The sequence below is a fragment of the Gluconacetobacter tumulicola genome (genome assembly GCF_014174215.1).
GTDB classification, from domain to species: Bacteria; Pseudomonadota; Alphaproteobacteria; order Acetobacterales; family Acetobacteraceae; genus Gluconacetobacter; species Gluconacetobacter tumulicola.
This window is the reverse complement of sequence record NZ_JABEQL010000071.1, coordinates 1-1144: the sequence shown is the minus strand read 5'-3', so window position 1 is coordinate 1144 and position 1144 is coordinate 1. Positions and strand designations below refer to the sequence as shown.

2 protein-coding genes are annotated in these 1144 nt (G+C 65.9%); both read left to right on the top strand.

Annotated elements, in window-relative coordinates; genetic code table 11:
- A partial coding sequence (locus HLH29_RS19275; RefSeq protein ID WP_182968982.1) for an HlyD family efflux transporter periplasmic adaptor subunit occupies nt 1-441 on the top strand: 441 nt, incomplete at its 5' end.
- Nucleotides 442-643: 202 nt separating this feature from the next.
- Nucleotides 644-1144: TolC family protein (locus HLH29_RS19270; RefSeq protein WP_408871997.1), on the top strand; the 501-nt coding region annotated here is incomplete at its 3' end.

Below are 1144 nucleotides of genomic sequence, written 5' to 3'. Positions count from 1 at the left end.
CCGGTCAACGGCTATGTGACCAACCTGAACCTGCGGGTGGGCGACTATCTGACGGCGGGCCAGCCGCGGCTGGCGGTGATCGATGCCGATTCCTACTGGGTGAACGGGTATCTCGAGGAAACCAAGATGTGGGGCGTGCATGTCGGCGACGTCGCCCGGGTCAAGCTGATGGGCTACAAGCAGATCATCCCCGGCCATGTCGTCTCCATCGCGCGCGGCATCAACGACCAGAATGGCAATCCGGACCGGCTGGGGCTGCAGGACGTCAACCCGATCTTCACCTGGGTGCGCCTGGCGCAGCGCATTCCGGTGCGCATCCATCTGGACCATGTGCCCGACAGCGTGACGCTGGCGGCGGGCATGACCTGCACGGTGACCGTCGGCCCGCAATCGCGCAGCCAGAAGGGGCAGCTCACCACCTGGCTCCAAGACCACCTGTGACCGCGTCGGCTTGCAGACGCGCGCTGGTGGCGATCCGACGCGCGTCCGCTGTGCTCCGGTGCTCACGGCCGTCAAGGCCGCTCCGCTCCGGTGCTCGCGGACCCACGCCGGGCGCTGCACTGCGTGCAGCTCTCGCTCACCAGCCCACGTCTGCAAGCCGACGCTTGTCCGTGTATATTCAGGTCTGTTCACAATCATGATCATGACGACGAAGACCCGACGGGCCGGCCTGGTCCTCACCTCGGCGCTGGTAATGGCGGGGTGCACGGTCGGCCCGCGCTACCAGCCCGACCGGATGAAGGTGCCGGAGCACTTCACCGAGGACGAGCATCCGGCAACCGAGGCCGAAATCGCACGCACCAATGCAGAATTGAAGGATTGGTGGCACCGCTTCGGCGATGCGGAACTGGACCGGCTGGTCGATCGCGCGATCAGCGGCAATTATGACCTGCAGATCGCCGGCCAGCGCATTCTCGCCGAGCGGGCGCTGCGCGACAGCCAGGCTTCGGCCTGGTATCCGCAGATCGATGCCAACACCACCAATGGCGACGCGCGTTTTTCCATCAACGTGGATAATTGGCCGATCAGGCCGGGCAACCCGGCCAACCGCCCCGGCGCGTCCTATCTCTCCTACGGGGTGAGTGCGAGCTGGCAGATCGACGTGTTCGGCCGTATCCGCCGCAGCGTGGAAGCGCAGGAACGC